Genomic DNA, 26,055 nt, shown 5'->3' on the forward strand with positions numbered 1-26,055 from the left:
GGAGAATACAATGAATTTTCAGCAATTACGTTCGATCCGCGAAGCAGCCCGCTGCGGTTTCAACCTGACTGAAGTGGCCAATGTCCTGTTCACCTCGCAACCCGGCGTCAGCCGCCAGATCCGTGAGCTGGAAGAAGAGCTCTGCGTCGATATCTTCATTCGCAACGGCAAGCGCCTGATCGGCCTGACTGATCCGGGCAAGGGCATCTTGAAGATCGTCGAACGGCTGCTGCAGGAAGCAGAAAACCTGCGCCAGGCCAGCCAGGAATATTCCGGCGAAACCAGCGGCACCCTGACCATCGCCGCCACCCATACCCAGGCGCGCTATGCCTTGCCGCGCGTGGTGCAGGGCTTCCGCGCCAGTTTCCCGGATGTCCGCATCGCCTTGCAGCAAAGCTCGCCGGAACATATCGCCGACTGGGTCATCTCGGGCAAGGCCGATGTCGGCATCGCCACCGAGGGCCTGACCCAGTTCAAGGAACTGATTTCATTCCCCTGCTACGAATGGAGCCACGTGCTGGTGGTGCCGGAAGGCCATCAGCTGCTGGCGGTCGATGGACCGATCAGCCTGGCCGACCTCGCTGCCTATCCCTTGATTACCTACGACATCGGCTTCACCGGCCGCGGTCATATCGACGATGCCTTCCGCACCGCAGGCATCACGCCGGACATCGTCCTGACGGCGATGGATTCCGACGTCATCCAGCAATATGTGGCGCTCGGACTGGGGATCGGCCTGGTGGCGTCGATGGCGACCGAGCACAGCAGCCAGAACGGCTTGCGCACGATCGATGTGTCGCACCTGCTGGCGTCCAATGTGACACGGCTGGCGGTGCGGCGCGGCGCCTACCTGCGTTCGTATACCTTCGATTTCATCTTGCAGTTTGCACCGCAGCTGAAGCGCGAAGATATCATCGAAGCGCTGCATGCGGAGCCGCACAGCGCTGGCAGCAGCGTACACAAGGTAGATTTCGAAGAGCGCATCCTGAAGATCGCCTGATCCGAGAACATGCTCTAAACCGCTGCCGGCAGCGTTCTGGTCACGCTGCCGTCATATTGCAACGCTACGATTCGTCTGTCTCCTCCGAATCCCCTCTCTAGGTTCGGATTCAGCCCGCTGCCGCAAGGCCTGGCGGGCTTTTTTTTGCGTGTTTCCGTACCAGCGACGGAAAATCCTTACAGATCAACGACTTGGTGCTGAGTTGACGGAGTTATCCACAGGCATGTTCACAATTTCTGTGGGTAACTTGTTACGGACGCCGCATCTCGTCGCCCCCGTATAGTTGGCTATAATCGATAGCTTGGATGTCCGCTGTAGCGCATGATGGTCAAGCTCAACCCGTCAAGCTCAACCCTTCAAGCCCAGCCTTTCAAGCCCGACTATCACTGGAAAATAATCAATTTATGGCCTCATCCCCGGAAAACCTCAGCATGGCAGTGTTCTGCGACTTCGAAAACGTCGCCCTCGGCGTACGCGATGCGAAATACGAGAAATTCGACATCAAGCCGGTGCTGGAACGCCTGCTGCTCAAGGGCAGCATCGTCGTCAAGAAAGCTTACTGCGACTGGGAGCGTTACAAGGAATTCAAGGCCACCATGCACGAGGCCAATTTCGAGCTGATCGAGATCCCGCATGTGCGCCAGTCCGGCAAGAATTCAGCCGACATCCGCCTGGTGGTGGATGCACTCGATCTTTGCTACATGAAATCGCACGTCAATACCTTCGTCATCATCAGCGGCGACTCCGATTTCTCGCCGCTGGTCTCCAAGCTGCGCGAGAACGCCAAGCAAGTGATCGGCGTCGGCGTCAAGCAATCGACTTCCGACCTGCTGGTCGCCAACTGCGACGAATTCATTTTTTACGATGACCTGGTGCGCGAGAGCCGGCGCACCGCCGCCAAGCGCGGCACGCGCGAAACGCAGCCGGCGGCCAAGCGTTCGCCCGACGAAGAGAAGCGCCGCAAGGCAGAGCTGGAGGCGCGCAGGAACCAGGCGATCGAGATGGCGGTGGAGACTTTCGAGGCGCTGGTATCCGAACGCGGCGATAGCGGCAAGATCTGGGCATCCGTGCTGAAAGAGGCGATCAAACGGCGCAAGCCCGATTTCAGCGAGTCGTACTACGGCTTCCGCGCCTTCGGCAACTTGCTGGAAGAAGCGCAGGCACGTGGCCTGCTGGAATTCGGCCGTGACGAGAAATCGGGGACTTACGTGTATCGAAGCAGCGGTGGCAATGGCAGTACTGGCAATCATGGCGGCACGATTGCCGCCGAAGCCGTGGTCGAACAGCCGGTGGAAACGCCGCAGCCGAAAGTAGCCGAAGCCACGATGGTTTCGGCGACAGAGGCAGCTGTGGTTGAAGCTGAAGACAACGGCGACAAACCGGAACCGCGCCGCAAGGGACGCGGCGGCCGCAAGCCGGCGGCAAAGAAAACCGCAGAGGCTGCGCCGCAAGTCGCCGCGCAGGAGGTCAATCTTGCGCCGGAAACGCCGGCAGTGATCGAAGCGCCGCCTCAGCCGCCGGAGGAAGCGCCGGTCAAGGCAGTCAAAGCACCCCGCAAGCCGGCTGCACGCAGCCGCCGCCCGCGTAAAACGGAAGCCAAGTCCGACGAGGCTTGATGCAGGATGGCGGCGATTTGATGCTGTAACGGTAGCGGCCAGGCCGCTACTTCGCTGGCGTCAGCTTTTCTGACGCAGCGCCGCCGCGCATTCGCGCACCAGCGCAGGGCCGCGATAAATCAAGCCGCTATACAGTTGCACCAACGCTGCTCCGGCAGCGATCTTGGCTTGCGCATCGGCGCCGCTGAAAATTCCGCCGACGCCGATGATCGGCAGGGCGTCGCCCAGTTCGCCATGCAACTGGCGCACCACGCTGGTCGACAGCGCCAGCACCGGCGCGCCGGACAGGCCGCCGGCTTCATTCTCGTGCTGCAAGCCGCGCACGGCCTCGCGGCTGATGGTGGTGTTGGTAGCGATGACGCCGTCGATCTTATGCCGCAGCAAGGCATCGGCGATGGTCTTGATCTGTTCGGCGTCGATATCCGGTGCGATCTTCAGCGCCAGCGGTACGTAGCGCTTGTGCAGGTCGGCCAGCCGTTGCTGGGTTTCCTTCAAGCGCGACAGCAGTGCGTCGAGTTCGGAGGCGCCCTGCAGCTGGCGCAGGTTCTTGGTGTTGGGCGACGAAATATTCACCGTCACGTAGCTGGCGTAGGGATAGACTTTTGCCAGGCAATGCAGATAGTCTTCGGCGGCGCGTTCGATCGGCGTGTCGGCGTTCTTGCCGATGTTCAGCCCGAGCACGCCCTGGCGTTCCTGGTAGAAGCGCGAAGCCTGGACATTGGCGACAAAAGCATCGACGCCGCCATTGTTGAAACCCATGCGGTTGATGATGGCGTTGGCGGCCGGCAGGCGGAACATGCGCGGCTTCGGGTTGCCCGGCTGGGCGCGCGGCGTCACCGTGCCGATCTCGATCGAACCGAAACCGAGCGCCGCCAGGCCGTCGATATAGGCGCCGTCCTTGTCCAGCCCGGCTGCCAGTCCGACCGGATTGGGGAAAGTGACGCCCATCACCGTGCGCGGATCGGCCGCCGGCTTGCCTAGCAGCGAGGTCAGCCCCAGCGCGGCTGCGCGGCGCAGAGCCGGCAAAGTCAGGTTATGGGCGGCTTCCGGATCGAGGGAGAACAGGGCAGGGCGGGCGAAGGCGTACAGGAGTTTGGCGGGCACGATAGAGGCGGCTGTATAAAAGGGTGCAGATTGATAGGAAATTAGCGAAACAACAGCGTCGCCAGTGATGGTGGCGGCGCGCTGCATGCGCTATTCAGCGGCAGCTATTCTAACGCACTCCATTGCCCTTGCTGTAGTGCTTCCAGCGGCTGGAAGTTGACTTTGTAAGCCATTTTCGGACTTTCTTCTATCCAGTAGCCGAGGTAGACATAGGGCATGCCGAGCTGCTTGGCCTGGCCGATCTGCCACAGCACGTTGTAGGTGCCGTAGGAGGCGCCTGGCACATCGGGATCGTAAAATGTATAGACAGATGACAGGCCGTCATTCAGCACATCGATGATGCTGACCATGCGCAAGGTGCCGTCGGCTTCGCGGAATTCCACCAGCCGGGTATTGACCTTGCTCTGCAGCAGGAACTGCGCGTACTGGTCGCGGCTGTCCTGATCCATGCCGCCGCCGCTGTGGCGCGCGGTCTGGTAGCGCAGGTAGAGGTCGTAGTGTTCGTTGACATACGCCAGGTTGGTCACCAGCGTAGTGAGGTGGCAGTGCCGCTCCCAGGCGCGGCGCTGGCTGCGGTTAGGCTGGAACGACGCCACCAGCGTGCGCACCGGCGTGCACGCCTGGCAGCCGTCGCAATAAGGGCGGTAGGTAAAAATGCCGCTGCGGCGGAAGCCGTTCTTCACCAGTTCCGAATAGACGTCGGCATTGATCAGGTGCGACGGCGTCGCCACCTGCGAACGTGCCTGGCGGTGCTCCAGGTAGCTGCACGGGTAGGGCGCAGTGGCGTAAAACTGCAGTGTCGAAAATGGCAGATCTTTTAAGTGCGTCATGTGCATTCCGGCTGATCTGAATCTCTGGATTTCATCACGTTTAACGGTCTGGCTGGATCAACGTAGGGCAGCATTTTCATTGTGCTGCCGACACTGCTAATTTACACCGTAATTCAGGTTTGCATAAGGCCGCTTATTGCTAAACAAGGTCGCTAAACAACGTCGCTAAACAACGTCGCTAAATAATGGTAGCGGCTGCCAGTGGTGGATCTGCGGATGGCGGGTCGCTTGCTGCAAGTGCAGCAGAAACTCGCTGCGCGGGATCGGCAGCGCGCCCAGCGACGCCAGGTGGCCGGTCTCTTGCTGGCAATCGATCATGCCGACTTCGTGGCGGCGCAGGAAATGCACCAGGTAAGCCAGGGCGATCTTGGAAGCGTCGCTGACCCGGGTAAACATCGATTCGCCGTAAAACATGCGGCCGATGCTGACGCCATAGGCGCCGCCGACCAGCTTGCCGTCCAGCCACACTTCCGAGGAATGGGCATAGCCGAGCTTATGCAAGGCGCGGTAACCGGCCACGATGTCTTCCGAAATCCAGGTGCCGGCGCCATCGCGCCGCGGCGCCGCGCAGGCACGCATGACCTGCTCGAAAGCGAAGTCGAAACGCACTTGCCAGCGGCGGTCGCCATCGGGGCAATGCATGCTGCGGTGCACCTTGCGCAAGGTCTTGCGCAGGCTGGCAGAGATGGCGAAGCAGTCGGTCTGCAGCACCATGCGCGGATCGGTGCTCCACCAGAGGATAGGCTGGTTTTCCGAGAACCAGGGGAAGATGCCATGGCGATAGGCGTCCAACAGGCGCCGTGGTGACAGGTCGCCGCCGGCCGCCAGCAAGCCGCCGGCGCCATCCTCTTCGGTGAGCGCGGTGCTGACGTCGGGAAATGGACTGTCCAGCTCAAGCCAGGGGATCATGGCGGCTCCGGCCTTAGCTTATTTCGGCGCCAATCCAGGGCGCATGGGTTTGAAAATGTCCTGCGTATGCAAGCTGAAATGGCCGTCTTCCTGGCGGATTTTCTTGAGGTCGGAGAAGAAGGCGCGCAAGGTGATCTCGACCGTCGGGAAGGCGATCTCTTCCCACGGGATCTCGGCTTCCGTGAACAAGGCCACTTCCAGGCTTTCGATGCCGGCGGCGTAATCGATATCCAGCAGGGTGGCGCGGTAGAACAGGTGCACCTGGTGTACGTGCGGCACGTTCAGCAAGGAAAATAGCTCATGCAACTGGATGCGCGCGCCGGCTTCTTCCTCGGTTTCACGCTGCGCCGCGGCGCTGGTGGTTTCGCCGTTTTCCATGAAGCCGGCCGGCAAGGTCCAGAAACCGTATTGCGGCTCGATCGCGCGCTTGCACAGCAGCACACGCAATTCACCGTCCCGTTCCCAGACCGGGATCGAGCCGATCACCATTTTCGGGTTTTGATAATGAATGGCGCCGCAGTTGCTGCAGACATAACGCATGCGGTTGTCATCCGGCGGGATTTGCAGGCTGACGGGATGCGCGCATTCGGAACAGAATTTCATAGACACCGGTATCTGGTTTGAACGACAGTGAAGCGGGCTCACGATCGTGTTGATTGGGAATAATGCCTAGCATAACAGGCTAGTTGAGGAGTTTAGCATTGCCCAAACGCCATATGCTTTCTTAATACAATTGTCAGTATTGGTTGCATTGCACCGCAATACGATATATACTTTCATTCTTCAGACGCGGGGTGGAGCAGTCTGGCAGCTCGTCGGGCTCATAACCCGAAGGTCGTAGGTTCAAATCCTGCCCCCGCAACCAGTTACAGCAAGAAGGCTGGCAATATCAGGCTATTTTTGCGCATCAAGCCTTAAGTGGAAATCGCTTAAGGCTTTTTATATTCAGACGCGGGGTGGAGCAGTCTGGCAGCTCGTCGGGCTCATAACCCGAAGGTCGTAGGTTCAAATCCTGCCCCCGCAACCAATCAAAGACGGACCAGCTACTTGCTTAGTAGTTGGTCCGTTTTCATTTTGGCTCAGACTTCGTCACCTCGGAGTTCAATTTGAATTTTCCCGAAACTAGCTGCTTTATCGCCAAGCCGTAATCCTGGGCAAAAATGGGGACAATTTGAGCCATCACCAGGTCACGCAGTTTTTGTAGAGACCCGTCAGGTGTCTGTTGGTACGTTATCCCAATCATCGCCATAACCAACGAGCCAGCTCAAGGCATAACGACGCTCATAGACGATACTTGGGTCAAGCTCCACAGGCATGGGTTTCTTAAAAAGCTGGGCATCTCGCACTCGCCAATGCTGGTTGTAATGCTCCGACTCGGCTTCTTCTATTTCGGCATTGGACCGAAGCTCTACGCTTGCTAAAAATTTTTGCGGATTGTCGTACGCTAAATTAGTAATTTCGTAATCGCTAATTTTCGCACTTTCTGTTAACGGCGGAAGTGTTTCCATACCGCCGAGCGCCCATATCAACGGAATTGCTGCTTCCAGACGCCAGCTAAAATTAGTTCGATCTTTATCACGTGGCTTGATTTGGCTGAAGTAAAAGCTCTTTTCCTCACTTGAAAAATACAAATCAATTTTGTTTTCCTTAACCCAGGATAGGCTTTGCTCTGCAACGTCTTCAAATGCGCGACTTGTTATTGCCATTAGTGCTAGTAGTCTCTCTGCCACATCTTTGGCAGAGCGTGGCTTTTGCGCGTCCTCTTCAAAAATTTCATCCATGTATGACTCTTGATATTCTAATTAATCGGTTGGCGAGAATAGAAACTGTGCCCATGGGGCGGGTACGTTATTTCAGCCTGATAGGTATATAACGTACAAATCCTGCCCCCGCAACCAATAAAAGACGGACCAGCTACTTGCTTTGTAGTTGGTCCGTTTTCATTTCTGGCTAGATTTTCTTGTTTGGTAGCTTAATTTCTCTTTGATACCATGTGTCCGTCATCGGACGTGCTTTAGAGGTATAGAGTGGCGCAATTTACCGAAAGACCAATTACAGGTATAACGCGATGATTTCGTTTGTCCAGCGCGCTTCCTTGTCAGTCTTATTCTTGAAATTTTCCCGCTGTTTTTGCAGATAGGCCTGACTTTCTGGCGTTCCCAGATCGCCAATCGCTTTCAGCGCCATGGCACGGTCTTGCCATATGCCGCCAGTTGATTCGTAACGGTCGGTAAGAAACTTCAACTGATCGGTTGCCTTTAGAATGCCCAGTGATGAAAGGGCTGCAAGTCGAACATATTCACTTGAGTGTGAACTCAGTTTTACCAGTTCCGGTATCGCAGCAGGATTGTTGCTAAAACCGAGCTGATAGACGTCCAGATATGAGTCGCTCCGTGTTGCTCCATCTTTGTTGATTTTGTCGATTAAAGCAGTGACCGTTTCAGTGCTTACCATCTGATGGAACAGTTTTTGGTTGATCTTGGCGGCCAGTTCCTTGATCAAGAGCGATAGCGAATCGTTATAGGTTGGATCGATTATTTCATCGAAGCTCCATACCGGCACTTTGGCGCGCTTGATATAAGCCGTGACACGCTGCGGTCCGTCAGCGGTCTCGACGTCGGCGCGCAAAGATGTGAATGTCACGAAAGGCGAAAAGCCGCTAACGCGATGATTTTCAATATGAATACGCTTGATCAGAATGCCGGTGCCATTCTCTCCAGCTGCTGCCAGTTTAACCGGCAGGTTGCGGGCATTCATTTCCTTGACTGTCTGCTTGGCAATCCAGGAGACTGCATCAAATGGCTTGTCCTGGTAAACCATTTGCATTGGAATCGTACCGCTTAGAATCTGCGCCTTGTCCGACTCCGATTGTTCATCCTTAAATAATAAAACTGTCTCAGGTATTGTTTTAGTTGTGTCATACGTTCCGGTGGACGAAACCGGATCTTTAATGGGCACTTTCATATTGATCGCGCAGCCGGATAGGAAAGCGATCGATATGACAATACCTGTGACGCTTCGTAATGCGTTATTACATAATTTCATTTATTTGCTGCCTTTCTTAGTATTATTTTTGGAGCCCGTATCGGGCGACCTCCTGAAGTGCTTCTCGCATTAGCGATGAGCAGGGGCATTCTATATTTTTGTTAAATATCTGACAAATAGATAAAGTGTGAGCTCGCCCCCCTCTCTGTCTCATTCACATCACAGCAAATAGCGCTTGTCTGTTAACCGAGGAAATTAACAATTAAAAAAATAATGTAGACTCCAACCGGTTTAACTGCTTGAGAATAATTGGGCATGAAAAGATTTACTTTTGATAGTGACGGCGTCTGCCTGTCTTACCTCGATTCCGGCGTCGACGCACCGTTATTGCTGGCAATGCATGGGCACTTTGGCTGCGCCCGCAATTTTTCGCCTTTGACACAGGCATTGGCGCAGGACTATCGCGTCGTGGCGTTGGATCAGCGCGGCCATGGCTGGAGTGAGCATCCTGAGGATTGCTCCAGAGGCGCTTATGTCAGGGACATACGCAACCTGGCCAGGCATCTGAGTCCGGAACGCCCGCTGTTTCTGCTAGGGCATTCGCTTGGCGGAGTAAATGCCTACCAATTCGCAGCGCAGCATCCCGCTATGGTTAGTGCTTTGGTGGTGGAAGACATCGGCGTGCACGTCTCCCCGAGGATCGGGTTCGCCGCCGACTGGCCGCATCGTTACGCCAGCCTGTCCGATTTGCTAGAACTGCTGGCCGACCAAGGGCTAAGCGGTGACCGATATTTCCTGGATAGCGTTTGCGAGTATGAGGATGGCTGGGGTTTTCGTTTCAACCCGCATTGGATAGCCCGCTCCCAGCAAGCCGTGACTGGCGACTGGTCAGGCGACTGGCTGCAACTGCAATGTCCTGTGCTGCTGTTGCACGGTACGCGCAGCAGGGACATGCGAACGGAAGATGGGCAGTGGATGCGGGCTAATCATCCCGATTGCACTTATCTGGAGTTTTCCGCCGGCCATACTATCCATGACGAGTTACCCGATGAATTTGCCGAAGCGGTCAGGAGCTTCTTGCGTGCCAAGGCTTAAAGATGAACTCGTTTTTGAGCGGACTACTCCGTATTCCTATCCAAGTGACAGCAAACGACGCGCTCATGCGCACCGGACGCTGATGGTATGGACTGCAGTTGAGCTGCGCGGCGTGCACAGAGGTTCAGATCAGCCCCGAGATATGCGAGTGAAGCCATCGGCACTCCATTCTTCACTTCCTACGCCGTGATGCACAAAGAACAAGCCATCGGGGTCATATTTTTTCTTGACGGTTTGCAGCCTGGAATAATTTTCTCCCCAAAAGGCCTGCTGCCAATCGGGATTGAAATAATTGCTTTCTGAAACGTAGGAGCCTGCATTGGGCACTATTTTATAGAAGGCTTGCGCAGCCAGATCGATCTGGCCGGCATCTTTAACGGCCCCGTCGACGTCTACACTTGCACCGGAAAGTCCCGGATAGGCAGGTTTTTCTCCATCGGCAATGATAACCAGTGCAAAGGCATTGCAAACAGCTGGATTCGTAGCGGTGTCCCTTGCCTTTTTAATCGTCTCCGGCAAAGCGCCCGCAAGGCCTTTATTGAAATGAAGTTGCAAATTTTTATGGCGGCTGCTCTGGAATAAGGCATAAGCGAATTGCTGGCGGTGTTCAGATTCAAGCAGGGACGAGGGTAGCCAGAGCGAATCATAGCCATGCAAAAAAACACCAACCTGATCTTGATCGCCAGTCCACCAGCCGTGGTATTTCGGCGCGCCCTCGCGTTTGTCTGGAATCATGGAATGGTTGCCTTCAATTTCCCACCAATGGCGTGCCTTGGATTCTCCGGCGCTCAGGTCGTCCACGATGAATAAATCCTTGGATGATGCATTTACCCAGTCAAAGAATGGCTGCCAAATCCGCTTCGCCTGTTGGCCATCGAGCCCCTGGCATACCATCGAAATCTTGAGTGTATTGTCCGGCGCGAATGTAACCTGTTCACCCCAGTGCGGATTAAAGAGATTGCTGGCGTAAAAATCCAGGAAGTGTGCGATCAATCGCTGAAATGAAGCATCCGAATCCGCTTTGATCTTTCCCCATGCAGCGCCAAAATACTCGGGGAGGGCGTAGGTGCGCAGCGTGACTTTCGTCACCACCCCCCAGCTTCCCCCGCCGCCGCCTTTGATGGCCCAAAACAGATCGGGGTTTGTATGTGTATTCGCCACGCGCACCAGTCCATCGGCAGTCACAATTTCAGCCTCCAGCAAATTCGACGCGGCGCTGCCAAATCCCTTCGAAAAACTGCCGAAACCGCCACTCTGGATCAGCCCTGCGACGCCGACATCGGTACAGCCGCCTCCTTGAACGTAACGTCCTGCCACGGTTGTCACTGCGTGATACAGATCGATCCAGACCGCGCCCGCCCCTGAAGTCACGGCACTGACAGGTGCGATTTTGCCTTCGCCGCCTGTCGGGACGAAATGCTCATGGAGCGTGACCTGATTCATCGCCCGAGTCCAGATCAGCAAAGAGTCCGGCGCATTCGAGGTACCTTGATAGCTGTGCCCGGCGCCCTTGACTACCAGGCGCAGCTTATTTTCACGGGCAAAATTCACTCCCGCCGCCACATCCGCCGCACTTTGCGCCTTTATCGCATAGACGCTGGGCTCCGGCATCCAGGCGTTCAGCCAGCCCGAGACCTGGGTACCTCCAGGTTGATCGCCGATATAAAAGGGATTGCGCATATTTTGTAGCGCATCCTTGCAGGCGGGGCCCGCTGGCTCAGAAACACAAGGCGCAAATAGCGGATCTGCCTTGATCAAATTGCCATTCACGGCTTGCTTCAATTTTTCCCAGGCTGCACTCGCGGGCCAGGATGCGTCGCCCGGCCGGGCGCGTCTCCACGATGCGCCAGGGGTGTTCAGTGCGGCAATGGCGCGAGTTATCAAGACGCCATTCGTCAAGGATGCCAGTGTCAAAGATATGGACCAGTTTAAAAAGCTTCTTCTTTTCATTTCGAGCACCTGGCAGTTAAAGTGACCTCAGCTTAATTTCAATCATTTCCATTGCATCAGTTTATGTGACGATGTGTTGGCAAACGGGGACAGGTGGTGAATTCCGGTGACGAATTTCTTGCTACCATCATCCATTACTCTAAAAATGGAACGCCATGCCTGTACCTCAAACCGATATGCTTGCGCGCTATCAAAGGTATCGTCGCTTCGTCGAACCCGGCCTCTGGATTGTCTTTTTATGCATGCAGGCGCTCACCAACAGCCGTATCAGCTGGCTCGATCAAATGCGCCAGGGTACGCATTTGGAGTGGTGGAAACCCGTGGTATGGGAATGGAGCAGCTGCATGGTCTTGTTGTTGTTGATACCTGCAGTGATCGGTTTTGAGAGAAGGCTGCCGTTGAGGTGGGGGCTGATGCGCAGAAATCTGCGTTGGCATTTTATTGCCAGCGTGGTGTTTTGCCTGGTGCATGTCAGCGCGATGGTGGCATTGCGCAAGCTCGCTTATTTCAGCCAGAATCAAGATTATAATTTTGGCAATTGGTGGCATGAGCTGGGTTATGAATATCTGAAAGATATCCGTACTTATTTCGCCATCATTATTGCGGTCAGTTTCTATCGTTTGATTTTGTTGCGCTGGCAAGGCGAAGCCAGCTTGCTGCAAGAACCGGATATCGGGCAGCCGGTTGAATCGGTCGAGCGGCCGGAGCGTTTTCTGGTGCGCACATTAGGCAAGGAGTTTTTGCTGCCTGCAGCGGAAATCGAATGGATACAAGCTTGGGGAAACTATGTCAATCTCCGCGTCAGGGGGCACGACTATCCTCTACGTTCAACCATGGCCGCGATTGAAAGGCGCATCGATCCAAAGCGGTTTGTGCGTATACATAGAAGCTATATTGCCAATCTTGACTTTGTTGTCGAGATCGAGCCGCTGGATAGTGGCGATGCACGGGCAAAACTGCGCGACGGACAACAAATTCCCGTAAGCCGCCGATATCGTGATGAGTTGCGAAAACTAGCTGTTCTATAGAATGATTGGCGTATTTCGTTTCTAAAGACGTCTAGTACTGATTTTTTCCCATCTTGGCCATAGGTTTGCACTTGAACCAGACCTTTCGGTGGTATGGGATGGTTTGTAATGGCGGAGCGGATGAAATCGAAGCCGCCGCCGTCAAAAGTGCCGCTTCATATATGCACTAGATATATTTCCCACCTAGGCTACGCTCTTGATGAGATCTTTGATTTCGGCAAGCCAAGCTGCGCGTTCCTCGGGAGTGCTTCCCGATACAGGGCCATACATCCGCCTGATAAAATTTTTAACGCCGCAAAGATCAAATATGCAATTGCGCCAAATCTGCTCAAGGGGGTCGCCGAACACCGCCATCTCACGCTTCGCCGGGGTGTTCGAAGTATTGAAAACAAGTGCGCACTTGGCCTTCAGTAGTCCAAGCGGCACTGCCGAAAAATCGGCGTTCTCTTCGTATCGGTAAGCCGTATCGAGCCTGAGTACCCGATCTACCCAGCCTTTGAGGATGGCGGGAGGCTGTCCCCACCAGTTTGGATGAAAAATCAATATCAGATCGGCGCGAGCAATCTCGGAACAGTACCGTTCGACGAGTTGATCGTGGGAGCTATTGTTTTGACTTTCATTACTTCTTTGAATCGGATCAAATCGCTCTGCATAGAGATCGTGAATGACGAGTTGATAGCCGAGCTGCTGCAGCGTTTGCTGGGCTTCTGCTGCCATGGCATGACTCATGCTGCTTGAATTCGGATTGGCGACGACAACAAGTGCAAGCATCATTGAGCTTCCGATCGTAACAAGTCATTAATCCTATATCTTATCGAGCATTTTTCAAAAGTACGAGTGCTTGTATTGCGTCGCTTTTGAACATGATTTTTTTGTTGTCTTAAATATTTTATCCTGTGTCAAGCTGTCATTTTTAACAGCTTGTTATACAGAAATGCTGACCTAAGCTGAAAAATATTTGCTGCGTTGCACACTAATGGCCGGGCGGCGGAAACTGAATTTCGCCAGGCATTCAGCCTTAACTCGCTGACGGCATCTCCCGCAAAAAAGGGCGATTCATTGCTTGCGAAAGAACTTCGCCAGGCTATTCGAAAGGCGTCAGGGAAAGGAAGGTAAAGGCATATGAGCGAAAGAATCACGAAGAATGAAATTCGGGGACGCCTGGTAGACATGGTGGCGCACGCACTGGAATCTCCGCCGCAGGGAATTCGATGCGACATACTGTTATCGAAGCTAGGGGTCGACTCGATGGCAGTCGTCGACATGTCCGCACAACTGGAGGCCTGGTTGCATATGGAAATTGAACCCACTATAGTCTGGGATTACCCTACCATCGACGCTATGGCTTCCTACCTGGAAGAACAATATCTAGCCCGCGCTTCCTTAAGTTGATATTCATCTCGTAGCCGTTCCACTTCCATCCAGAATTCTTGCAGTCCGTGATAAACAGCGCGGCGCTATGGCATCGTGCTTGCAAAGGGAGATGTCATGATTGTGATTGCCGGCATGAGTTGCCACTTTCCGGGTGCCGATGGTCTTGCCGCATTTTGGAAACTGATCAAGGCGAATCAATCGGCGATTAGTGATCCGCCGCCCCATCGCAGCGAATTCATTCGTGTGGCGGACGAATTACAAATACCGGTACGAGGGGGCTATATCGCCCACGAAAATACCTTCGACGCGGATCGCTTTCATATTCCAGAGCGTGAGGCGCTCTGGATGGATCCGCAGCAAAAGCTGGTTCTTACTCACGCCTGCAACGCCCTGGAGGATGCCGGCCTGACGGTCGATGCGCTCAAAGGGAGCCGGACCGGTGTTTTCGTTGGCGCCATGGCCAACGATCTGGCTTATCTTCAGTTCGGCGATGTGGCGCGGATTGAAGGCGTGAACGTCATCGGCAACGGTTTGTGCATGATTGCCAACCGCCTGTCATATGAACTGGATTTGCACGGCCCCAGCATGACTATCGATACGGCATGCTCTTCTTCATTGGTTGCCGCACATTACGCAGTTCGTGCATTGCGTGATTTTGAATGTGATGTGGCAGTGGTTGCGGGGGGCAACGTTATCCTGTCCACCATGCTGCAAAAATTCTATCAGCTGATTGGGGTGGGTTCGCCGGACGGTAATTGCCGATCGTTCAGCCAGCACGCCAACGGCATTGGACGGGCAGAGGGCGTGGGTGTGCTGGTGCTTTGCCGAGAGCAGGATCTGCCTGTGTCCGGACGCCGTCGCGCTTATGCCGCCATTGGCGGCAGCCAGGTCAACCATGGCGGGCTAACCAGTCGCTTCACCGCTCCCAGCATCCAGGCGCAAGTAGCGTTGCTCAGGCAAACCTATGCGCAGGCAAGCATCCAGCCCCATGAGATTGCTTACGTGGAAGGTCACGGCACCGGCACTCGCCAGGGCGACCTCATGGAAATCAAGGCGCTACAGGAGGTCTTCCAGGGACGGGAACTCGCCTGTCCGCTAGGGGCGGTCAAAAGTCTGATCAATCACACGGAGGCGGCATCCGGCATGGCCGGGTTGATCAAAGTGGCGCTCATGCTCCATCACGAGCAGATTCCAGCGAGTACCTATGCGGACTCGCCAGCTGCGCTGCTCGACGCATCGTCGCCGGTACAGCTGATTCCCGATGCACGGTCATTGCGTCCCCATCGTGCGCATCATATGGGGGTCAGTGCTTTCGGTCTTGGCGGCACCAATGCCCATGCTGTCCTGGCATCGCACAGGGTCGCCTGATACTTTCTTTTCCCGGCGGATAGATTGATATGCCAAAAATCAACATTGCAGGACATCCCATGTACTACATGGACCGGGGGAAGGGGGCGGTCGTGGTTTTGTTGCATAGCTATCTGGCCAATGCCTTCATGTGGACGCCGCAAATCAAGACTCTGGAACAGCATTACCGCGTGATCGTGCCGGACCTGTGGGGGCATGGCAGCTCCGGCGCCTTGCCGCAAGGAGCGGATGATCTGACAGCGTTGACTTGTCATACAAGATCGCTGCTCGACAGTTTGGATCTAGAGACATGCTTTGTCGTTGGTCAATCTGTCGGTGGCATGCTTGCGGCCGAGTTGGCGCTCATGGCCCCTGAGCGGATTAGTGGCCTGGTGATGATGGGGACTTATCTTGGTCAAGAGCCAGTAATGCCGCGGGCTTATTTCATGAGCATGCTGGATAAGGTGGAAGCATGCGAAGCATTCACTCCAGCACTAATTGATGAAGTGGCGTCCATGTTCTTCCAGTCGGATAGATCCAACGCGGCGCCATCCTTGAAAGCTTCGTTCCAGAAACAGCTTGCTTCCTGGCCGGCGGAGGTGCTGCGAGGAAGCATCGTTCCCATCGGACGCATGATCTTCAACCGCCGCGATTTACGCTTCCGTCTTCAGGAACTGGATGCGGACTCTACACTGGTGATGTGCGGTGAGCACGACCAGGTCCGGCCCCCATCAGAATCCTTGGAGATGGCGCAATGCATTGGCTGCCGATACATGGAGGTTCCAGGTGCAAGCCATACCTCTAATCTGGAACGTCCCGAGTTTGTCACGCATGAGCTTCTGGCTTTTCTGAGTGAGCTCGAACGCATCCGCTCATGATTGGCTTTGGTGATCGGAGCCCTATCACGCGACCTATGTCGGCGCGCCGCGGATAGACAGTTCCCGCAAAATAGATCCCGCTAAACCGCTGGTGGAGAAATTTGACGGGAAAAAAGAGGATCCGCATTTCGATGTGCTGCTGGCGGCTTGCCGCAAGGAAATCGCGGAGCGTGGCGGTGAAATAATCAGCATCAGGAAAATTCCCCTGGACGCCAAGAACATCAGGCCCTCGCATTGAAAAATGATAACGCCGCGCAGCGCGGCCGCTGCCTGCTCCATATCTTCCAGGAACCGGCGGCCAAAGAAGAAGTCTCAGCATGGCAGGATATAAAAGGATGCCGCCCATCATTAAATATTTCCCTTGATTTAACAAATTTGAAAAGGATTGTGAAATCAGGGATTTAACATTGGACAACACCGTGTGATTTCCATGATGATTTTAGCGAGCAGTGTTTTTTAGGGGACTTGGTATGGAAACGCTCATCAACGATACATATCTCAACAAGAGTATCGATAAAATCCTGGGCTGCGCGACGCTGGCGCTTTACGGCGAAGACATCCGCTTCTCCGTGCTTCTCACCATCCGCGACGTGCGCGATTACCTGGCTAACGTCAAGGCGGGAGATCCTGCGTTCAACCAGCGCGTGTTCCGGAACAGTTTGACGGCGCTCGCCAACAGCACGCATCCCAGCATGCCCGACTACAGGAAAACGCTGGAGTATGCGGCGACGCTGATGACGGTTGAACTGGGCGAATAGCTATCATTTGACAAGGAATCCGCAGGCATCAAGCCATCGCAAAACCGTCGGTCGCAAACCGCTAAATTGATCCGGTGTTATATTTCGACACTCTGCTGTTCAGGCTCAATTTAAAAGGAATACGATCATGGCAAACATCGCTTTTCTCGGCACCGGTTTACTTGGAAGCGCATTTGCGGAAGCTGCTGCAAAACGCGGCGACACGGTCACCGCATGGAACCGCTCCATCGACAAAGTTCAAGCCCTTTCCCAGTTCGGCGTGAAGGCTGCAGCGACGCCTGCGGAAGCGGTGCGGTCTGCCTCCCGAGTACACATCGTCCTGAAGGACGACGCTGTGGTCGAGGAAGTTATTGCGGCGATACGCGGCGAACTTTCTGCCGACACCATCCTGATCGACCACACCACTACATTGCCGGCGCTCACCGCCGCACGTGCCGCGCGCTTGCATGCGGCCGGCATCAAGTATCTGCATTGCCCGGTCTTCATGGGACCGCCGGCGGCGCGCAACGCGCAGGGTTCGATGATGGTGGCTGGGCCGAAGGCGCTGTTCGAATCGGTGCAGGGAGACCTCGCCAAAATGACCGGGCGCCTGGAATACATGGGCGAACGCGCCGACCTGGCGGCAGCCAATAAACTGTTTGGCAATGCCGTGATTATCGGCCTTTCTGCGGTGATGGCTGACGTGCTTACGCTGGCGCAGGCGAGCGACGTCAGCGGCGAGGACGCCATCAAGCTGCTCGGACTGCTTGATCTGAACGGCATGGTGGCGGGCCGCGGAGTCAACATGGCCAAGGGTAATTTCAGCCCGAGTTTTGAACTGGCGATGGCGCGCAAGGATGTGCGGCTGATGCTGGAGACGACCGGCAAGCGGCCGATGGCGGCGTTGCCCGCGGTCGCGGCCAGGATGGATCAGCTCATTGCAGAGGGGCATGGCGCCAAGGATGCCAGCGTGCTCGGCATCGATGCGGTCGCGCGGCCTTAGTCCCGTTACTCGAGAAGCTAGGGTGGGCACCCGTGCCCACGCGTTGCGGAAATGCTGCTGCGTGGGCACGGGTGTCCACCCTACTGCGTGCTGGACAGCTGGCGCACGGCTGGTTAATCCACGCTCACAAATCGCGCGCCCAGGTCTCGCCAATCAGATTCTTGCCGAAGCTGTGATGGGATTCTTCTGCAATTTTTTCAAAGCCGGCCTTGGCGTAGATGTCGCGGGCGCCGACCAGGATGCTGTTGGTCCACAACAGCATCTTCTTGTAACCTGCAAATTTCGCGAAGTGCAAGCACTCCTCGACCAGCCGCCGGCCTATCCCCATGCCGCGCGCGCTGGGCTCCACGTACAGCATGCGCAGCTTGGCCGTGCTTTCATCGTGGCGCACGACAAACACTGAACCGGCTACCTTGCCATCCTTTTCGGCGATCCAGCAGCGTTCCGCGCTGCTGTCGAAATCGCGCAGGTACTTGGCGACGATATCGGCGACCAGCGCTTCGAACTCCGCATTCCAGCCATAGTCCTGGGCATACAGTACGCCATGCCTGTGCACCACCCAGCCCATGTCGCCCGGCCGCGGATCGCGCAGCAGGTAGGAGGAGGGGCGTTGGCCCAGCAAGCCTTCTATCTGTTGCATGGCTTCGACCAGCTGATGTTGTTCGGGTACTGACAATTGGCCCAGCATGGCGGCAACTTCGCGCTGCGAGGTTTCATCCAGCGGCGCAAAAGTTGTGCACCCGAGTTCGGTCAGGCGCAGCTGCGCAACGCGGCCGTCGGCTTCCGAGCGCACACGTTCTAGCAGGCCCTTTTTCTCGAATCCGGAGATCACCCGGCTCAGGTAGCCGGGATTGAGACTGAGCTCGCGGGCCAGGTCGGCTGCCGTCAATCCTGAGCGATGCGCCAGTTCATACAAGATGCGCAGCTCGGTCAGCGAAAATGCGCTGTCCAGCAAGTGCTCGTGCAGCACACCGATCTTGTCGGTATAGAAGCGGTTGAAGCGCCGGACCATGGTGGCGCGATCGTCTAGTTGTTCGATAGTCATATGCGTCGATTATGTTGCCTGAAGCTCCAATATAAGTGCTTTAGGCAACTAAATCAAGATTGTATGTCGTTCTATCGTCAACCTGTCTTGCAAACGGATACATATGTTTTTCGAGCGATGGCAAGAAGTTGGCCATAATGGAAGCCTTTTGACTTCTTGCGCCGCTCGACGTGGGTTCGCCTGTTGCTGCCCTTCGGAAACCTCCTATGAAAAGAAACGCAAAAACTATCCTTCTTTCTTTCAGCTGTATGTCGCCGGCGCTGCTGCATGCGGCTGAGCTCGAGCAGCAGCTGGCGCGCTGCTCGGCATTGGCTGACGCCGCCGTGCGCCTGAGCTGCTTCGACGGCCTGGCCAAGGCCACGGCAGATGTAGCCGTCCCTGCCGCTTCAGCCACTGTTTCTGCTGCGGCGCCAAGCGCGGCGGCGCCGGCAATCGCCGCCGGCAAGACCACAGAGCGAGGCGCAGAGACGATCTCGCATACCGTGCAGAGCTGGGAACTGGATCCCAACGCCAAGCGCGGCGTGTTCGCGCTCAAGTCCTATCTGGATAATTACGTGCTGCTGGCCAATTACAGCAGTTCGACCAACCTGGCGCCATACAACCAGGACACGCCGAACGGACTTAACCCGCAAAAGGTCGAGCTGACTTATCAGCTGAGTTTCAAGATGAAGATGGCGGAAAGCATCGCCGGCAGCCCGGTCGATCTGTGGCTGGCCTATACCCAGCAGAGTTTCTGGCAGGCGTACAACCGTGCCAATTCCAGCCCGTTCCGCGAAACCAATTACCAGCCTGAGCTGATTGCGACGCTGCCCCTGAAACTCAGTTTCGGCGATTTCAACCTGCGCTATCTCAATTTCGGACTGGTGCACCAGTCCAACGGCCAGTCCTCGACCTTGTCGCGCAGCTGGAACCGCTTCTATACAGAACTGGGCGCCGAATACGGCAACCTGGCGCTGTCGGCCAGGATCTGGAAGCGGCTCGACAATGCCACGGCCAATAACGACAATATCGACATCGTCGACTACATGGGCCATGGCGATGTGCGCGCCACCTATCGCCAGGACGGCTACCAGTATTCTCTGCTGGCGCGTCGCAATTTCCAGACCGGACACGGGGCAGTGCAGGCCAGCATGGCGTTTCCGGTCACGACCAATCTGAAAGGCTACGTGCAGATGTTTTCGGGTTACGGCGAAAGCCTGATCGATTACAACTATGCGCAGAAATCGATAGGAGCCGGTTTCCTGATCGATTTCTAACGATGCCAGACAAAAGAAATTTGTTGTTCAGCCAGCCCCGGATCTCATCTGTCCGGGGCTTTTTTTGTCTGCAGATAGGGCAAAAATCGCTTCCTCACCTGTGGATTTACTGCTCCGTACCAGCTTGTCAGTAACCTCGTTGCCGATCTGCAGCGATCTGATTCATCTTGCGATGCACCAAACTGGTCCCGGCGGCATTGCCGGGCGGAGGATGGTTTGGCGCTCCAGCACGTTTTCCCGGACGCCTCGATGCCGGGGCGTACAGGCACGGCCATCGCGCAATTTGTCGTTCCGGCTGCAGCGCTTGCGGTAAAACCGGATCACCATTTTTGTGCTTTGCGCACCAAAGTGGTATTACAAAAAAACTACCAATACAAACTGGTCTTGATCATTTATTTAAGGGTTTGAATAATGCTGCGACGCAGCGTTGTTTAGTGCCTTGAATAATGCCGCTTGATTCATGCGACGATTCGCATGTTTTGCATCAAAAACATGGAAAAAATCCGGCAATAGTCATTTCATGGACGCTTAAACAACTGTTTGATATCAAAATGAACGCGCCTTAAAAATCTCTGCAAGTGCTTGTTTAAATAGAGAAAACAAGAAAATTCAAGCATAAATCCCGACTGGATTATGCGGCGATGCGTCAAAAGAAAAGAAGTTCAACAAAAACCTCGAAAATTTTCATTTTTCAGAAAATTTCAAATTTTCCTGCCGTGATTTTCAAAAAAAGCGACCAGTCCAGTCCACTAAACAACACTCATGTAGTTTGCAAAATAGTGAATGTAAACAACGGTATATATAGATATATGAATTGTGTTTTTTGATACCAATAATTTATTTATCTAATACCAGTTGAATGCCTATTGACAGCCACTTTTACGGTCCATAGAGTGTCCCCAGCGCAACGTTTCTAAATGAAATTTTGAAGCTTGGACGCAAGGCAGGTTGGGGTGATGTGCGGGGCAGAGTACGCACAGCACCTTCTCCGCAAGGTCTTTGGAGAAGGACCAGGCGAAGAAGTAGCGGCACCTGTAGTGACATGCGGCGTCTTGTTGGGTGGGACTTGTTGTATTGGCGACTGTATCGAAAAAAGGTTCTCCCTTTGCCGGCTTGAAGCGACGTCAAACCGCATCGTGGAGAAGTAAATGAAAAATGGCCTGCGTCAGATAGGCTGGGCCGCAATCGATGGGGAGAACAGTAAGTGAATAAGAATTTGACACCAATAGCATCTGCCGTTGCGCTGCTGGTCATGGCGGCAGCCATGCCAGCGTATGCGCAACAAGCCGATGATGCAGCTGCAAAAGCTGACAGCAAGGGCACCGACAAGGGCGGCCAGATCGAGCAGGTCACCATCAGCGGCATTCGCGGTTCGCTGCAAAAATCCCTGACGCAAAAACGCAATGCCGATTCGCACGTAGAAGTCATCACGGCGGAAGACATCGGCAAGATGCCGGACAAGAACGTGGCCGACTCCTTGTCGCGCGTACCGGGCGTCACCATCGGCAATGCCGGCGCCACCGAAGGCGGTTTCGACGAAGCTGACCGTGTCAGCATGCGCGGCACCAGCCCGAGCCTGACGCAGACCCTGATCAACGGCCACAACGTCGCCTCGGGCGACTGGTTCGTGCTGGACCAGTCGGGCCAGGTCGGCCGCAGCGTCAGCTACACCATGCTGCCGTCTGAACTGGTCGGTTCGGTGGTGGTCCACAAGAGCTCCGAAGCCAGCCTGGTGGAAGGCGGCGTTGCCGGTTCGGTCGATATCATCACCCGCAAGCCGCTCGACTTCAAAAAGCAATTTACCGCGGAAGCTACCCTCGGCGCCGTGTACGCCGATTTGCCAGGCAAGACAGATCCGCAAATGAGCGCGCTGGTCAACTGGAAAAATGAAGCCAATACCTTCGGCATCCTGGTACAGGCCTTCTCGGAAGAGCGGCATCTGCAACGCCAAGGGCAGGAAATCCTCGGCTATACCCAGATCGCTCCAGGCAGCAAGATCGCTACTTCCAATCCTGACCTGGCCGGCGTGTATGCGCCTAACCTGATCAACTCGGCGCTGTTCGAGCAGCAGCGCAAACGCACCGGCGGCTTGATCGATGCGCAGTTCAAGGTCAGCAACGACTTCTCTTTCGACATCAACGGCTTCACGTCAGAAATGAAGGCCGCCAATTACAACCGCAGCTATGAATTCTGGGGCGCCCAGGTCATCAACGCCGGCGCCGGCCAGGCGCCGAACCCTGGCTACACGGTGAAAAACAATACGCTGACATCGGCGACCTTTGCGCCTGTGGCAGGCACCAACTACGGCGTCTACGACCAGATTTCGCGTCCGGATGAAAGCGCCAGCTCGAATTTCGTCGAGCTCGGCACCAAGTGGCGTGCATCTGATTCCTTGACCTTCACTACCAAGCTGGGTACCTCTTCCGGCGAAGGCAAGACACCGACCCAGAACGTGGCGGAATGGAATGTCGGCGTTGGCGCCGGCGCCGGTTATCAATTGAATGGAACAGGCACGGCAGCCAACTGGAATTTGGGCGCTACCAACAACGGCAGCCCTAACACCGGAACCACAGCGTTCGGCTGGATCTTCGGCGACCAGAACATCGACGTCAAGGATAAGGAAAACTGGGCACAGGTCGACGGCGAATATTCCGCCGCCTGGGGCGCCTTGTCGACGGTGCAGTTCGGCCTGCGCTACAACGACCACAAGCGCAGTTCCGAAGGCGTGATTGGACAAGGACCGAGCGCCGGCGCCAGCAATCCAGCCAATTTCCCGCAGGGTTTCCAGAACTTCCCGTCGAATTTCGGCAGCGGCCTGGGCAGCGGTTTCCCGACCAATGTCTGGTATTACACACCGGGCCAGCTGGCGGCGTACAACGCTTTCACCAATCGCGATCCGGTAACGCGTGAAGACTGGAATTCCGAGTTTTCGGTGAAGGAAAAGAATGCGGCCGGTTACCTGCAGGCCAACCTGGAAGGCAATCACTGGAGCGGCAATGTCGGTCTGCGCGTCGTGCAGACCCAGGAGAACGTCACCTCCAACGTTGCTGCACCCGCCACTGCGCCGGGCGCGATCACCACTTCGGCATTCGGTCCGTTTGTCCGTCAGCAAGACAACAACACCTATGTCGACGTGCTGCCTAGCATGAACCTGAAGTTCGACCTGAGCAAGGATGTGGTTGCCCGTTTTGCTGCATCGAAGACCATGACCCGTCCGGACTATTCTGCATTGGCTGGCCAGGTAACCTTGACCCCGCCGGCGCAATTCGGTTCGATCGGTTCAGGCAGCGGCGGCAATCCAGACCTGAAGCCAATCACATCGAACAACTTCGATGCGTCGCTGGAATGGTACTTTGCTCCGCGTTCGCTGGTGTCGGCGAGTATCTTCAACATGAACCTGACCAGCTATGTCGGCCTGGGCAGCGTCACCAGAAGTTATGTCACCAGCACGCCTGACCATCCTGCCAATTACATGGCGGATTATGTGCTGACGGTGCCGACCAACACCAGCGGCACGGTGAACGGCATTGAGCTGGCTTATGAAATGCCGCTGGGTAAAAACTTCGGTTTTGCCACCAACGCCACTTTCATCAACGCCTATGATGCTGCCAACGGTCCTCTGGTCGGCGCTTCCAAGCGCACCGCCAACCTGTCGGCTTATTTCGAAGATGAGCGCTTCAATGCCCGCATCTCGTATAACTACCGCAGCAGCTTCTACAGCGGCCTGGATCGCAGTACAGCGTTCTACCAGGCTGGTGTCGGCACACTGGCAATGTCGCTCGGCTACAAGTACAGCGAGCAGCTGGCCTTCACGCTGGATGCGCAGAACCTGAACAACCCGACCCTCAAGTACTACGCGCTGAATGAAGACCAGCCACGCGCGTTCTACAAGAACGGCCGCCAGTTCTACCTGAACGCCCATCTGAAGTTCTAGTAACAGAACTGCCGGCCCGCCGCAGCTGTTTGCGGCAGGCCGGCAACAACTGATTTGTGTGCGGTTGAAGTAAGAGTTGACGTTGATTTTACCGGGAGGGCACTGCCGGCTGGATATTCTTGCAGCCTGCCATTGATGAAAACGCTCTCCGGCTTTTTTCCTGCTCAGGTCAAATTCGTTTCACGGAAATCACCAGCAGACCAGTACAAGTTCAGGACGCCGACAAACGACATGCCGCACCGGTGTCGCTGTCTATACCGAGATTGCCCGCAGTCAGGCAAACAAACAGGAGTCGTTGTATGGATTTCGCGCAGGATGGGAAAAATCCCTCCAAGAATGTAGTCGGCATCAGCGTGGTCGTTGTTTTGCATGTTCTTCTGATTTATGGACTTCTTACAGGATTGGCGCGCAAGGTTGTGGAAGTGATACAGCAACCGGTCGAAACCAAGATCATCGACGAGATCAAGCCGCCGCCACCACCCCCACCACCGAAACAGCTTGTACCGCCGCCGCCAAAATCGGTTGCGCCGCCGCCGCCCTTCGTGCCTCCACCCGAGGTCAAGGTCACGCCGCCGCCCACAGACAATGTGATTGCCGCGGTCACCAACGTCAAACCGCCGAGCAATGAACTGCCGACGTCCGTGGCGCAACCCGCCACCAACGGCGAGGCCGGTCCGGCGCACACCAGCGCCAAGATTGCAGGAAATTGCGAGAAGCCGGAATACCCGCGGACTTCCTTGCGCAATGAAGAAGAGGGCATGGTCACGGTCAAGCTGACCATCGGCGCCGATGGCAATGTGCTCGATTCCGCAGTGGAAAAGAGCAGCGGCTTCAAGGATCTCGACCGTGCCACGGTGAAAGCCTGGAGCCTGTGTCATTTCACCCCGGCCATGGCCGATGGCAAAGCGGTGCAGTCTTCCACCAAGATGCAGTATGTCTGGAAGCTTGAGTAGGCTCACGGTCGAACGCACACCAGGCGCGAGCCAAACACCACGTCGCGATTGCGGCAATCTACTTTCTCAAATTTGGAGCAACAGCATGACTATCACACGTAACCGCTTATCCGCCCTGGCCGCCGCCCTGATGATTTCAGCCGCGACGCTGGCAGCACCGCTCGCTGTTGCGCAAACCGCGGCCTCGGCGCCGGCTGCATCAGCCCCTGCAGCCGTTGTGCCTGCACAGGCTCCGGCCGCTGCTCCTGCAGCGTCGCTGGTCGACACCCCAACCCCACCGCCAGCACCTGCTGACCACGAAACCGTCAACAATCCCTACGGCCTGGACGCCCTGTGGAAAGGCGGCGACTTCGTCGCCCGCGGTACCTTGATCATCCTGGTGCTGATGTCGATGGGCAGCTGGTACATCATCATCACCAAGCTGATCGAGCAGGTGAAACTGATGGGCCAGGCTAACAACGCCAAAAAGACATTCTGGAAAGCCGGTACGGTTGAAGCTGGCGTCGCCGGCCTCAAGCCGAACAGCGCTTACCGCTTCATCGCTGAAAACGGCGTGAACTCCACACATCACCACGACGGCGCCCTGCTGGAGCAGATCGACCTGAACACCTGGGTCACCATGTCGATCCAGCGTTCGGTCGAAAAAGTCCAAAGCCGCCTGCAAGACGGCCTGGCATTCTTGGCAACGGTCGGTTCGACTGCACCGTTCGTCGGTCTGTTCGGTACCGTCTGGGGTATTTACCACGCGCTGACAGCGATCGGTATCGCCGGCCAGGCGTCGATCGACAAGGTTGCCGGTCCGGTCGGTGAAGCGCTGATCATGACCGCCATCGGTCTGGCAGTGGCTGTGCCTGCGGTGCTGGGTTACAACTGGCTGGTCCGCCGCAACAAGAGCGCAATGGAAGAAATCCGTTCGTTCAGCGCCGACCTGCACTCGGTCCTGCTGAGCGGCGTGATGTCGTCGAGCTCGGCGGTCCAGGTTGCCCATATCAATAAAAAGGTTGGCTAATC

General features: G+C 55.8%; 24 protein-coding genes and 2 tRNA genes. 16 read left to right on the forward strand and 10 right to left on the reverse strand.

Annotated elements, in window-relative coordinates; genetic code table 11:
- Window positions 1-10: 10 nt before the first annotated feature.
- Entirely contained in the window at window positions 11-1,000 is a 990-nt protein-coding gene (locus CPter91_RS07125; protein ID WP_061938842.1) for a CysB family HTH-type transcriptional regulator, read from the forward strand.
- 404 nt (window positions 1,001-1,404) lie between these two features.
- Entirely contained in the window at window positions 1,405-2,616 is a 1,212-nt protein-coding gene (locus tag CPter91_RS07130; protein ID WP_061938844.1) for an NYN domain-containing protein, read from the forward strand.
- A 60-nt stretch (window positions 2,617-2,676) separates the two neighbouring features.
- Here the strand turns inward: CPter91_RS07130 and CPter91_RS07135 are convergent, their stop codons facing one another.
- The 4 genes from CPter91_RS07135 to CPter91_RS07150 form a co-directional block, all read right to left on the reverse strand.
- Complete coding sequence (locus tag CPter91_RS07135; protein ID WP_061945936.1) at window positions 2,677-3,720, reverse strand: quinone-dependent dihydroorotate dehydrogenase; 1,044 nt, start codon at window positions 3,718-3,720, stop codon at window positions 2,677-2,679.
- Window positions 3,721-3,824: 104 nt separating this feature from the next.
- Window positions 3,825-4,550 (reverse strand): arginyltransferase, encoded by a 726-nt coding sequence (locus tag CPter91_RS07140; RefSeq protein WP_061938847.1) that lies wholly within the window; start codon window positions 4,548-4,550, stop codon window positions 3,825-3,827.
- 165 nt (window positions 4,551-4,715) lie between these two features.
- Entirely contained in the window at window positions 4,716-5,459 is a 744-nt protein-coding gene (gene aat / locus CPter91_RS07145; RefSeq protein ID WP_061938850.1) for a leucyl/phenylalanyl-tRNA--protein transferase, read from the reverse strand.
- Between the two features lie 18 nt (window positions 5,460-5,477).
- Window positions 5,478-6,062, reverse strand: a complete 585-nt coding sequence (locus tag CPter91_RS07150; protein WP_061938852.1) for an NUDIX hydrolase — start codon at window positions 6,060-6,062, stop codon at window positions 5,478-5,480.
- Window positions 6,063-6,247: 185 nt separating this feature from the next.
- Between CPter91_RS07150 and CPter91_RS07155 the strand changes: the two genes are divergently transcribed.
- Window positions 6,248-6,324 (forward strand) — tRNA-Met (locus tag CPter91_RS07155).
- 85 nt (window positions 6,325-6,409) lie between these two features.
- Window positions 6,410-6,486: transfer RNA gene (locus CPter91_RS07160), tRNA-Met, on the forward strand.
- Between the two features lie 184 nt (window positions 6,487-6,670).
- Here the strand turns inward: CPter91_RS07160 and CPter91_RS07165 are convergent.
- Both CPter91_RS07165 and CPter91_RS07170 read right to left on the reverse strand, forming a co-directional pair.
- Entirely contained in the window at window positions 6,671-7,240 is a 570-nt protein-coding gene (locus CPter91_RS07165) for a DUF4272 domain-containing protein (RefSeq protein WP_061938854.1), read from the reverse strand.
- Window positions 7,241-7,511: 271 nt separating this feature from the next.
- Window positions 7,512-8,504 carry a HEAT repeat domain-containing protein gene (locus tag CPter91_RS07170; RefSeq protein WP_061938856.1) on the reverse strand — a complete coding sequence of 331 codons (993 nt, stop codon included), beginning with the start codon at window positions 8,502-8,504 and terminating at the stop codon, window positions 7,512-7,514.
- A gap of 255 nt (window positions 8,505-8,759) precedes the next feature.
- On the opposite strand from CPter91_RS07170, the gene CPter91_RS07175 reads away from it, so the two are divergent.
- Window positions 8,760-9,539, forward strand: coding sequence for an alpha/beta fold hydrolase (locus tag CPter91_RS07175; protein ID WP_236906034.1), 780 nt, complete (start codon window positions 8,760-8,762; stop codon window positions 9,537-9,539).
- A gap of 129 nt (window positions 9,540-9,668) precedes the next feature.
- Here the strand turns inward: CPter91_RS07175 and CPter91_RS07180 are convergent, their stop codons facing one another.
- Entirely contained in the window at window positions 9,669-11,489 is a 1,821-nt protein-coding gene (locus tag CPter91_RS07180; protein WP_061938860.1) for an FAD-binding oxidoreductase, read from the reverse strand.
- Between the two features lie 155 nt (window positions 11,490-11,644).
- Between CPter91_RS07180 and CPter91_RS07185 the strand changes: the two genes are divergently transcribed.
- Window positions 11,645-12,517 carry a LytR/AlgR family response regulator transcription factor gene (locus tag CPter91_RS07185; RefSeq protein ID WP_061938862.1) on the forward strand — a complete coding sequence of 291 codons (873 nt, stop codon included), beginning with the start codon at window positions 11,645-11,647 and terminating at the stop codon, window positions 12,515-12,517.
- Between the two features lie 183 nt (window positions 12,518-12,700).
- Here CPter91_RS07185 and CPter91_RS07190 read toward each other — a convergent pair whose 3' ends face one another.
- Complete coding sequence (locus CPter91_RS07190) at window positions 12,701-13,291, reverse strand: NAD(P)H-dependent oxidoreductase (RefSeq protein WP_205631664.1); 591 nt, start codon at window positions 13,289-13,291, stop codon at window positions 12,701-12,703.
- Between the two features lie 348 nt (window positions 13,292-13,639).
- On the opposite strand from CPter91_RS07190, the gene CPter91_RS07195 reads away from it, so the two are divergent.
- The 3 genes from CPter91_RS07195 to CPter91_RS07205 all read left to right on the forward strand — a co-directional run bounded on the left by CPter91_RS07195 (window position 13,640) and on the right by CPter91_RS07205 (window position 16,116).
- Window positions 13,640-13,909, forward strand: a complete 270-nt coding sequence (locus tag CPter91_RS07195) for an acyl carrier protein (RefSeq protein ID WP_061938864.1) — start codon at window positions 13,640-13,642, stop codon at window positions 13,907-13,909.
- Window positions 13,910-14,005: 96 nt separating this feature from the next.
- Window positions 14,006-15,259: a beta-ketoacyl [acyl carrier protein] synthase domain-containing protein gene (locus CPter91_RS07200; RefSeq protein ID WP_061938866.1), complete on the forward strand. Its 1,254-nt coding sequence runs from the start codon at window positions 14,006-14,008 to the stop codon at window positions 15,257-15,259.
- A gap of 29 nt (window positions 15,260-15,288) precedes the next feature.
- Window positions 15,289-16,116 (forward strand): alpha/beta fold hydrolase, encoded by an 828-nt coding sequence (locus CPter91_RS07205; RefSeq protein WP_061938868.1) that lies wholly within the window; start codon window positions 15,289-15,291, stop codon window positions 16,114-16,116.
- Here the strand turns inward: CPter91_RS07205 and CPter91_RS26425 are convergent.
- Window positions 16,064-16,534: a hypothetical protein gene (locus CPter91_RS26425; protein ID WP_150119642.1), complete on the reverse strand. Its 471-nt coding sequence runs from the start codon at window positions 16,532-16,534 to the stop codon at window positions 16,064-16,066. The two genes, CPter91_RS07205 and CPter91_RS26425, sit on opposite strands and share 53 nt — an antisense overlap.
- A gap of 52 nt (window positions 16,535-16,586) precedes the next feature.
- On the opposite strand from CPter91_RS26425, the gene CPter91_RS07210 reads away from it, so the two are divergent.
- Complete coding sequence (locus tag CPter91_RS07210; RefSeq protein ID WP_061938870.1) at window positions 16,587-16,874, forward strand: hypothetical protein; 288 nt, start codon at window positions 16,587-16,589, stop codon at window positions 16,872-16,874.
- Window positions 16,875-17,001: 127 nt separating this feature from the next.
- Complete coding sequence (locus tag CPter91_RS07215; RefSeq protein ID WP_061938872.1) at window positions 17,002-17,856, forward strand: NAD(P)-dependent oxidoreductase; 855 nt, start codon at window positions 17,002-17,004, stop codon at window positions 17,854-17,856.
- A 124-nt stretch (window positions 17,857-17,980) separates the two neighbouring features.
- On the opposite strand, the gene CPter91_RS07220 is transcribed toward CPter91_RS07215, so the two are convergent.
- Window positions 17,981-18,901: a bifunctional helix-turn-helix transcriptional regulator/GNAT family N-acetyltransferase gene (locus tag CPter91_RS07220; RefSeq protein WP_061938874.1), complete on the reverse strand. Its 921-nt coding sequence runs from the start codon at window positions 18,899-18,901 to the stop codon at window positions 17,981-17,983.
- A gap of 206 nt (window positions 18,902-19,107) precedes the next feature.
- Here CPter91_RS07220 and CPter91_RS07225 point away from each other — a divergent pair, with 206 nt between their 5' ends.
- The 5 genes from CPter91_RS07225 (at window position 19,108) to CPter91_RS07240 (ending at window position 26,053) form a co-directional block, all read left to right on the forward strand.
- Window positions 19,108-20,157 carry a phospholipase A gene (locus CPter91_RS07225; RefSeq protein WP_236905951.1) on the forward strand — a complete coding sequence of 350 codons (1,050 nt, stop codon included), beginning with the start codon at window positions 19,108-19,110 and terminating at the stop codon, window positions 20,155-20,157.
- Window positions 20,158-20,373: 216 nt separating this feature from the next.
- Window positions 20,374-20,565 (forward strand): hypothetical protein, encoded by a 192-nt coding sequence (locus tag CPter91_RS26430; RefSeq protein WP_150119643.1) that lies wholly within the window; start codon window positions 20,374-20,376, stop codon window positions 20,563-20,565.
- Window positions 20,566-21,361: 796 nt separating this feature from the next.
- Window positions 21,362-24,091 carry a TonB-dependent receptor gene (locus CPter91_RS07230; protein ID WP_061938879.1) on the forward strand — a complete coding sequence of 910 codons (2,730 nt, stop codon included), beginning with the start codon at window positions 21,362-21,364 and terminating at the stop codon, window positions 24,089-24,091.
- Between the two features lie 299 nt (window positions 24,092-24,390).
- On the forward strand, window positions 24,391-25,044 hold the full coding sequence (locus CPter91_RS07235; protein ID WP_061938881.1) for an energy transducer TonB: 654 nt from the start codon (window positions 24,391-24,393) through the stop codon (window positions 25,042-25,044).
- Between the two features lie 91 nt (window positions 25,045-25,135).
- Entirely contained in the window at window positions 25,136-26,053 is a 918-nt protein-coding gene (locus CPter91_RS07240) for a MotA/TolQ/ExbB proton channel family protein (RefSeq protein ID WP_205631699.1), read from the forward strand.
- Window positions 26,054-26,055 lie beyond the last annotated feature (2 nt).

Origin of the sequence: Collimonas pratensis, from assembly GCF_001584185.1 — a bacterium.
Taxonomy (GTDB): domain Bacteria; phylum Pseudomonadota; class Gammaproteobacteria; order Burkholderiales; family Burkholderiaceae_D; genus Collimonas; species Collimonas pratensis.

Excerpts from the sequence above, each read along its gene's own strand:
- CPter91_RS07205 (WP_061938868.1), top strand. The coding sequence starts at position 15,289 with ATGCCAAAAATCAACATTGCAGGACATCCCATGTACTACATGGACCGG.
- CPter91_RS07140 (WP_061938847.1), bottom strand. The coding sequence starts at position 4,550 with ATGACGCACTTAAAAGATCTGCCATTTTCGACACTGCAGTTTTACGCC.
- CPter91_RS07210 (WP_061938870.1), top strand. The coding sequence starts at position 16,587 with ATGGAAACGCTCATCAACGATACATATCTCAACAAGAGTATCGATAAA.
- CPter91_RS07200 (WP_061938866.1), top strand. The coding sequence starts at position 14,006 with ATGATTGTGATTGCCGGCATGAGTTGCCACTTTCCGGGTGCCGATGGT.
- CPter91_RS07180 (WP_061938860.1), bottom strand. The coding sequence starts at position 11,489 with ATGAAAAGAAGAAGCTTTTTAAACTGGTCCATATCTTTGACACTGGCA.
- CPter91_RS07125 (WP_061938842.1), top strand. The coding sequence starts at position 11 with ATGAATTTTCAGCAATTACGTTCGATCCGCGAAGCAGCCCGCTGCGGT.
- CPter91_RS07130 (WP_061938844.1), top strand. The coding sequence starts at position 1,405 with ATGGCCTCATCCCCGGAAAACCTCAGCATGGCAGTGTTCTGCGACTTC.
- CPter91_RS07190 (WP_205631664.1), bottom strand. The coding sequence starts at position 13,291 with ATGATGCTTGCACTTGTTGTCGTCGCCAATCCGAATTCAAGCAGCATG.
- CPter91_RS07175 (WP_236906034.1), top strand. The coding sequence starts at position 8,760 with ATGAAAAGATTTACTTTTGATAGTGACGGCGTCTGCCTGTCTTACCTC.
- CPter91_RS07165 (WP_061938854.1), bottom strand. The coding sequence starts at position 7,240 with ATGGATGAAATTTTTGAAGAGGACGCGCAAAAGCCACGCTCTGCCAAA.
- CPter91_RS07225 (WP_236905951.1), top strand. The coding sequence starts at position 19,108 with ATGAAAAGAAACGCAAAAACTATCCTTCTTTCTTTCAGCTGTATGTCG.
- CPter91_RS07215 (WP_061938872.1), top strand. The coding sequence starts at position 17,002 with ATGGCAAACATCGCTTTTCTCGGCACCGGTTTACTTGGAAGCGCATTT.
- aat (WP_061938850.1), bottom strand. The coding sequence starts at position 5,459 with ATGATCCCCTGGCTTGAGCTGGACAGTCCATTTCCCGACGTCAGCACC.
- CPter91_RS07170 (WP_061938856.1), bottom strand. The coding sequence starts at position 8,504 with ATGAAATTATGTAATAACGCATTACGAAGCGTCACAGGTATTGTCATA.
- CPter91_RS07235 (WP_061938881.1), top strand. The coding sequence starts at position 24,391 with ATGGATTTCGCGCAGGATGGGAAAAATCCCTCCAAGAATGTAGTCGGC.
- CPter91_RS07150 (WP_061938852.1), bottom strand. The coding sequence starts at position 6,062 with ATGAAATTCTGTTCCGAATGCGCGCATCCCGTCAGCCTGCAAATCCCG.
- CPter91_RS07185 (WP_061938862.1), top strand. The coding sequence starts at position 11,645 with ATGCCTGTACCTCAAACCGATATGCTTGCGCGCTATCAAAGGTATCGT.
- CPter91_RS07220 (WP_061938874.1), bottom strand. The coding sequence starts at position 18,901 with ATGACTATCGAACAACTAGACGATCGCGCCACCATGGTCCGGCGCTTC.
- CPter91_RS07195 (WP_061938864.1), top strand. The coding sequence starts at position 13,640 with ATGAGCGAAAGAATCACGAAGAATGAAATTCGGGGACGCCTGGTAGAC.